This window comes from Kribbella antibiotica, from assembly GCF_004349055.1.
GTDB classification, from domain to species: Bacteria; Actinomycetota; Actinomycetes; order Propionibacteriales; family Kribbellaceae; genus Kribbella; species Kribbella antibiotica.
The window spans coordinates 1-7,184 of record NZ_SMKX01000253.1; the positions used below are offsets into that span (position 1 = coordinate 1).

Here is a 7,184-nt window from a genome sequence, read left to right on the forward strand (position 1 = left end):
CGCCCGCTCCGCCTGCCCCACCCCATTTGGTGGGCTGACCCATCAGCATGTGGGAGGGCCCACTGCATGCGGTGGGTACACCCCCAACCGGATAGGCTGACCCATCAAAGGCCGTGGTCGGGTGCGGTGACGGCCGCCGACCCACACCACCAGGTGGTAGCTCATGCGCACATCCTCACCTCCCGAGTCCACTTCGCGAGCCCGGACGCCCATCACCCACTAACTCGCGCCGCGGCCACATCCGCAGGCTCAATCACGCTGCGCCGACTACCGATCGCATCGGTTGGTGGGTGATGGAAGTCCGGATCCCCACGCCATCACAACTGCACGCCGCCCCGAGCGCGCCCGCTCAGCCAGGGGCCTGTCGGCCAATGTGATGGCATGGCGGACCGCCACCACTGATCAAGCATGCCCGGCCAGGCGATTTCACGCTCAGCTTCGGCTGCCGACCCGGTCTGGGGAGCAGTTGGTCAGTGTCGGCGGTCCGGGGAATTACGTGAGGGACTGGGTGCCGATGACGTCGAGCAGGCGCAGCGCCTGGTCGGACGGCGTACCAGGTTCGGCGGTGTAGAGGACTACTCGTTGGTCTCGGTCGGGGACGACGAGGATTTCGCAGATGACGTCGATGCGGCCGACTTCGGGGTGCAGGATGGTTTGGCAGAGGGTTTGCTGGCGGGCTACTTCGTGCCGGGACCAGAGGTCGGCGAACTCGGGGCTGCCGGCGAGGAGGTCGGCGATCAACCCCGCGATGGCTGGGTCGTCGGGGTAGGTGGCGGAGGCGGCGCGGAGGTCGGCGGAGGCCTCGTGGGCGAAGGCCTGGGTTGCTTCGCGGGAGAAACGGCTGGACTCCCCGTGGAGGAACCGTTGGCGGAGCAGGTTGCGTTCCTTCACCGGCACCGCAGAGAAGTCGGTGAGCAGTGCCGCGTACTGCCGATTCCACGCCAGTACGTCGTACTTCGCGTCAAGAACGATGCCCGGGATATCGAGCCGCGCAAGCATCCGCAGTACGCCGTCGCGAACGTCGGCAGGTGGTCCCGGAGGCGGGCCGGGTTGTTCGCCGGCCAGCCGGAAGAGGTGAGCGCGCTCGGCATCGCTCAGCCGCAGAGCACGAGCCAATCCGGTGAGCACCGGCCGAGACGGATGCGGTCCGCGGGCCTGTTCGAGGCGGGTGTAGTAGTCGGTGGACATGGTGGCGAGCGACGCGACCTCCTCGCGGCGCAGGCCCGGCGTACGGCGACGCAGTCCCGCGGGCAGGCCGACATCGGCCGGCGTCAGGCGCTCGCGCCGTACCCGCAGGAACTCTGCCAGCTGCCCTCTGTCCACGGTCCCATGGTCGCAGGGGCCCCGAACGCCAACCAGGGACTGCCGATCCCAGGGTCGGCTCGCTCTGCCACGCGCGGCGGCCGCACCCCAGCCTGGGGACATGACTGAGAACAAGATCGCGCTCGTCACGGGCGCCAACAAGGGCATCGGCAAAGAGATCGCGCGGCAGCTCGCGGAGGCCGGCTACCAGGTGCTCCTAGGATCACGCGACCTGGCGCGGGGCGAGGAAGCAGCCAAAGACCTCCCCGGTACGACGGCCATCCAGCTGACCGTGACCGATCCGGCGTCGGTGCAAGCCGCGGCGGACCGGATCGCGGCCGAGTTCGGCCGGCTCGACGTACTGATCAACAACGCGGCGATCATCCCCGAGGGCGACAGCGGGGTGGCCGACGTCGGGGCGGACGCGCTGCGGGCCGGATTCGAGACCAACGTCGTCGGGCTGGTCGCGGTCACTCAGGCGCTGCTCCCGCTGCTCCGCAAGGCCGAGCAAGCGCGCATCGTGAACCTGTCGAGCTCGCTGGCGTCGCTCGCGATCGTGGGTGACCCCAGCTCACGCATGTCGACGGTGCGGACAGTCGGCTACAACGCGACCAAGGCGGCGGTGAACATGGTGACCGTCATGCTCGCCAACGAGCTCCGCGGTACCGGCATCCTCGTCAACGCCGCCGACCCCGGCAACTGCGCCACCGACATGGGCGGCTGGGATGCCGCTCGCACCCCAGCCCAAGGCGCCGCTGTGGCAGTCCACCTCGCCACCCTCCTGGCAGACGGTCCCACGGGAACGTCGTACGCGGAGGAAGGCCAGCTTCCCTGGTAAGCCGTTAGACGACCACGCCGGACCAGGCGAGGGCCTGCTTCAGGAGTTGGCCGCGGCCACCTTCCAGGTCGGCCAGGAATGACGGAGCCAGGGCTTCCTCGGGAGTGAGCCAGGTGAGCTCGAGGGCGTCCTGGCGGGGGTTGCACTCGCCAGTGACCGGTACGACGTAGACCAGCGCGACCGCGTGCTGGCGCGGGTCGTGCAGGGGGCTCAGGCCGGGGAGAGGGAAGTACTCCGCCACCGTGAAGGGGACCGGGCTGACGGGAAGCCGCGGGAACGCGGCCGGGCCCAGGTCCTTCTCGATGTTGCGCTGGAGCGCGTCACGGATGGTTTCGCCGTGGAAGACGCGGCCGGAGACCAGCGTCCGGACGATCTGGTTGGTCTGCGTCGAGCCGCGGAGGAGGACTCCGACGTGCTCGATGTGCCCGGTCGAGTCGACGCGGGCCGGAACGGCCTCGACGTAGAGGATCGGGACCCGCGAACGGGTCTCCTGCAGGGCCAGGTCGGACAGCCAGCCAGGGTTCGGGTCAGGCGTACGCACAGAAGTCACGAGCACATCTTCGCCTACGGCCGAAATGCCTCTCGGTAGCGGGTTGGACTCAGACCGAAATGGGACCGGAACCGACGGGTCGCGTGACTGGGGTCGGGCCAGCCGACGAGCGTGCCGATGGTGGCGATCGGGAGCTGGGTCTCGATCAGGAGACCGGCCGCGCGTTCGGCGCGAAGCCGTTGCAGATAGGCGATCGGGGAGAGGCCTGCGGACCGGCCGAAGACGCGGACGAGATAGCCGGGCGCGAGGTTGACGGCGGCCGCGAGCCGGTCAAGGGTCCAGGCGGAGGCGAGATCGGCCTCGAGCAACCGAATCGCATGCTGGACAGCCGGGTGCTGAGCCGCCCGCCCAGTGGCCCCGGACAGCAACCCGAAAACTTCCGTCCCAAGGTACGCATTCCGTACGACGAGCCCTGCGCACTCCGTGTAGCCGTGCCACTGTCCCGGCCGCAGCACGACTACCGAGCCGGCCGTGAGCGGCACCGACCCGTCCGCCGACACATGGACGCCGGTCCCGGCCACGACGACCGCGATTTCGAAGAACGCGTGGCTGTGCGGAGCGATGTCGGCATCCAGCGCGACGAGCTCCTCGGCGACGGGCAGCCGCGGGTCGGGGAACACCTCACTGCTCAGGATCTTGTGCACGAACGCTCCCAGGAGGTCAAGAACAGTCAACTACCGGTCAACGAGAGCCTGGCCTCACCAGACCCGGGCGGCGAGGCTGAGATCACCTTGCAGCCAATGGAATCTCAGGAGTCCGCCGATGACCACCACCGAGCCTACGCCCACCACAATTGTCGACGAAGAGACCATTTCCGCCTATCGCCGCCAAGGGGTGGCCAGAATCCGGAACATCATCAGCGCGGAGGAGGCCGAGAGGTTCCGGGACGCGGCGACCGCGGTGAGCGGGATCGCGAGCGACTACTCCGGTGGCTCGGCGATCTTCAACCAATACGTCAACGTCTGGCAGCAGAACGACGTACTGCGTGAGCTGACCCTGCATCCCAATCTCGCCGCCGCGGCAACGGCGTTGGCAGGGGTGCCGCTCCGCGTCTGGCACGACCATCTGCTCATCAAGCCGCCGCACAACGGCGCCGCGACCGAGTTCCACCAGGATGCGCCGTACTGGCCGCACGGGAATTCCCGGCACTCGCTCTCCGCCTGGGTCGCGCTGGTCGACGTACCGGTTGAGCGCGGCTGTATGACGTTCATCCCGGGCTCACACGACCACCACGGCTTGCGCGCTCAGGACCTCGCCGACCGCGACGACCTCTTCCGCGTCGCCCCCGACCTGCGCTGGGCCGAGCGCCTGACGATCCCGCTCCGCGCGGGCGACTGCACCTTCCACAACTCCTACCTGGCGCACTCGGCGACCCCCAACCGCACCGACGACCCGCGGATCGCGCACGTGACGATCTACATCGACGCGGAGACGACGTACACGGGTGGCGGCCACGTGGTGACCGACGGGCTCGGCCTGACCGCAGGTGAATCGTTGGAGCACTCCCGCTTCCCCCGCGTCGCCATGACCTAACATCAGGATTCGTGCCGCTTCTCACCGATATCCGCCCGCTCCGGGAATCCGCCGATTTCCGGCGGTTGTGGATCGGGTCGACGGTGTCGCAGCTCGGTCAGCAGATGACCGCGGTGACCGTCTCGATCCAGGTGTACGCGCTCACGCACTCGACCTTCGCGGTCGGCCTGGTCGGTCTGTGCGCGCTCGTCCCGCTGGTCGTCTTCGGCCTGTACGGCGGCGCGATGGCCGACTCGATCGACCGTCGAAAGCTCGCGCTGATCTCGTCCGGCGGGCTCTGGCTGCTCTCGATGGTCCTCGTCGTGCAGTCCCAGCTGCACTGGAACCAGACCACGGTCCTGTACGGCGTCGTCGCCTGCCAGTCGGCTTGTTTCGCGGTGAACAACCCGGCGCGGTCGGCGATCATCCCAAGGCTGATCCGGCCCGAACTGCTCCCGGCCGCGAACACGCTCAGCACTGCCGCGTTCAACCTCGGCTTCACCGCCGGGCCGCTGATCGGTGCGGCGGTGATCGCCTGGCACGGCTTTGCGGCGGCGTACCTGATCGATGTCATCACGTTCACCGCGGCGCTCTACGCGCTTTTCCGGTTGCCGCCGGTGCCGCCGACCGGTGAGGTCCGGCGGGCCGGGATCCGGTCGGTGCTGGAGGGGTTCACGTTCTTGCGCGCTGCGCCGGCGCTGCTGGCGACGTTCCTGGCCGACATTCTGGCGATGGTGTTCGCTCAGCCGCGGGCGCTGTTCCCGGCCGTCGCGGGCGCGTTTTTCGCCGGGGGAGTGAAGACGGTCGGCCTGCTGCAGGCGGCGCCGGCGATCGGTGCGCTGATCGGGGTGCTGTTCTCCGGCTGGGTGACGCGGGTTCGGCGGCAGGGAGTCGCGATCGTGGTCGCGATCACGGTGTACGCGGCCGCGGTCGGACTCTTCGGCCTGGCCCGCACGATCTGGCTGGGCGTCGCGCTGCTCGCGCTGTCAGGCGCGGCCGACATGGTCAGCTCGGCATACCGCAACACCGTGCTGCAGTCAGCGGCGCCGGACGCGATGCGCGGCCGGCTGCAGGGCGTCTTCATCGTGGTCGTTGCCGGCGGGCCGCGCCTCGGAGACTTCGTCGCCGGTACGACGGCCTCGCTCACCACGCCGACGATCGCGCTGCTCGGCGGTGCCGCGATCTGCATCGTCGGCCTGCTCATCCTGCTGGCCCGCAACCGCCCGTTCCGCGTCTACGACTCCGAAGTCCGCGCGCTCAACTAGCCCCCGGTCACCAGTTTGCCGAGGACCTTCGGCCAGGAGGCGGCGTCCGGGTCGATCCGCTGCATCTCCTTGCCGCCGACCGTGACGAGCTTGCGGTCTCCCACCGGCTTCTTGAGCTCGACCGCGGTCAGCGACACGCTGTCGCTCAGTGAGCACGGCGTGTCTGCGTCGACCACCACGACGATCTGGTCGGCCTCTTCCTGCACGCGCAGATCCAGTGCGCAGTCGATCGACGTACCGATCAGGAGGTTGCGGTCGTCGTACTCGGGTGGGTTCTGGATCCAGCGCAGGTACGTCGGACTCTTCTTGTGGACGAGCTGGTACACCGTGACCGGCTGCGGCTTCTCCTCGGAGGTCGGGCCGAGGCCGTCACCGATGAACGTGCCGTAGATCATCGAGATGCACGGGTCCTCGGCGCCCTTGCCGTCGATCGCGCCGAACGCGCGGGCGGCGGTGTAGCAGGCGTTCGACTCGCGGTTCAGGCTCACGTTGAAGCCGACCAGCGCGAGTGCGCCGACCACCAGCAGGCCGGCCAGCATCCGCCGGGACCTGATCTGCTGCGCACCGAGCACGCCGGCCTGCTCGTCCTCCGGGTACTGCCGGAACAGATTGAGCACCGTCTTGGTCCATTGCGGATTGATCAGAGTGGGGACCGCGTAGAGCAGAACGAGCCCGACGATGACGGCGATGGCAGGGAGGAGCGCCCAGTAATTTCGCACGGGAGCAAGATACGGGGCCAACGGGCCGCGTTCGAATGGCGTCAGCGGATACCCTTGCCAGGTGCCAGCAGAGACCTCCCAAACGCTCGACCGGGGGCTGACCGTCCTCGAGTTGCTGGCGGACGCGCCGGACGGTCTCTCGATCACCGAGCTGGCCGCCGCGCTGCAGGTCAGCCGGACGGTCGTCTACCGCCTGGTCAACACCCTCGAGCTGCACCGCTTGGTGCGCCGCGACAGCGAGGGCCGGGCTCGCCTCGGGCTCGCCGTCCTGCACTACAGCCGCCGGGTGCAGCCCACGCTCCGTGACGCCGCCCTCCCCGTACTGCGCTCCCTGGCCGAAGACACCGGCGCGACTGCCCACCTAACCGTCGCAGACGGTGACGAAGCGCTGGCGATCGCAGTCATCGAGCCCTCCTGGACCGACTTCCACGTCTCCTACCGGATGGGCTCCCGCCACGCCCTCGACCAAGGCGCCGCAGGCAAGGCGATCCTGGCCGGCCGTCGCAAACCCGACCCCGCCGGCCGCCCCTTCGTCGTCACCTCCGGCGAACTCCAAGCCGGCGCCCAAGGCGTCTCATCGCCAGTTCTAGGCGTCCCCGGCGTAGAAGCCTCCATCGGCGTAGTAGTCCTCGGCAAACTAGACCGAGACTTCGTCGGCCCCCGAGTAGCCCGCGCCGCCGTAGAAGTAGCCAAACGCCTCGCCTAACCCCGTACGCCGTACGGCCGACCTCCGCCCCGCGTCCACCGGCTCCCGCGCCCATCGGCCCCAAGGCCCCGCCGACCCCCATTTGGTGGGCTGACCCATCCGCTTGTGGGTGGGCCAATCGCATGCAGTTAGCCCACCCACAACGCGGTGGGCGGGCCCACCAAATGGGGCTCTTCTGACGCATCTGTGGGTTCTGCGCGGGTCGGAAATGGGTGCACGCCGTTCTCTGTCTAGGTTTCTGGCTTGTCGAGAGTCAGGAACTTTAGAGCGGAGAACGGCGTGCGTTGGGTCA

At 68.7% G+C, this 7,184-nt stretch carries 8 protein-coding genes; 4 read left to right on the forward strand and 4 right to left on the reverse strand.

Annotated elements, in window-relative coordinates:
* Nucleotides 1-492: 492 nt before the first annotated feature.
* Nucleotides 493-1,323 carry a helix-turn-helix transcriptional regulator gene (locus E1263_RS41330; protein WP_132177769.1) on the reverse strand — a complete coding sequence of 277 codons (831 nt, stop codon included), beginning with the start codon at nt 1,321-1,323 and terminating at the stop codon, nt 493-495.
* Between the two features lie 100 nt (nt 1,324-1,423).
* Here E1263_RS41330 and E1263_RS41335 point away from each other — a divergent pair, with 100 nt between their 5' ends.
* Nucleotides 1,424-2,140 (forward strand): SDR family NAD(P)-dependent oxidoreductase, encoded by a 717-nt coding sequence (locus E1263_RS41335; RefSeq protein ID WP_132177771.1) that lies wholly within the window; start codon nt 1,424-1,426, stop codon nt 2,138-2,140.
* A 4-nt stretch (nt 2,141-2,144) separates the two neighbouring features.
* Here the strand turns inward: E1263_RS41335 and E1263_RS41340 are convergent, their stop codons facing one another.
* On the reverse strand, nt 2,145-2,690 hold the full coding sequence (locus E1263_RS41340; protein WP_132177773.1) for an NUDIX hydrolase family protein: 546 nt from the start codon (nt 2,688-2,690) through the stop codon (nt 2,145-2,147).
* A gap of 14 nt (nt 2,691-2,704) precedes the next feature.
* Nucleotides 2,705-3,334: a helix-turn-helix domain-containing protein gene (locus E1263_RS41345; RefSeq protein WP_165956935.1), complete on the reverse strand. Its 630-nt coding sequence runs from the start codon at nt 3,332-3,334 to the stop codon at nt 2,705-2,707.
* Nucleotides 3,335-3,452: 118 nt separating this feature from the next.
* Here E1263_RS41345 and E1263_RS41350 point away from each other — a divergent pair, with 118 nt between their 5' ends.
* Nucleotides 3,453-4,223 carry a phytanoyl-CoA dioxygenase family protein gene (locus E1263_RS41350; protein ID WP_132177777.1) on the forward strand — a complete coding sequence of 257 codons (771 nt, stop codon included), beginning with the start codon at nt 3,453-3,455 and terminating at the stop codon, nt 4,221-4,223.
* Nucleotides 4,224-4,234: 11 nt separating this feature from the next.
* Nucleotides 4,235-5,467 carry an MFS transporter gene (locus E1263_RS41355; RefSeq protein ID WP_132177779.1) on the forward strand — a complete coding sequence of 411 codons (1,233 nt, stop codon included), beginning with the start codon at nt 4,235-4,237 and terminating at the stop codon, nt 5,465-5,467.
* On the opposite strand, the gene E1263_RS41360 is transcribed toward E1263_RS41355, so the two are convergent.
* Nucleotides 5,464-6,186 carry a hypothetical protein gene (locus E1263_RS41360; RefSeq protein ID WP_238162047.1) on the reverse strand — a complete coding sequence of 241 codons (723 nt, stop codon included), beginning with the start codon at nt 6,184-6,186 and terminating at the stop codon, nt 5,464-5,466. The two genes, E1263_RS41355 and E1263_RS41360, sit on opposite strands and share 4 nt — an antisense overlap.
* Before the next feature lie 61 nt (nt 6,187-6,247).
* Between E1263_RS41360 and E1263_RS41365 the strand changes: the two genes are divergently transcribed.
* Nucleotides 6,248-6,892 carry an IclR family transcriptional regulator gene (locus tag E1263_RS41365; protein WP_132177783.1) on the forward strand — a complete coding sequence of 215 codons (645 nt, stop codon included), beginning with the start codon at nt 6,248-6,250 and terminating at the stop codon, nt 6,890-6,892.
* The last annotated feature ends 292 nt before the right edge of the window (nt 6,893-7,184 follow it).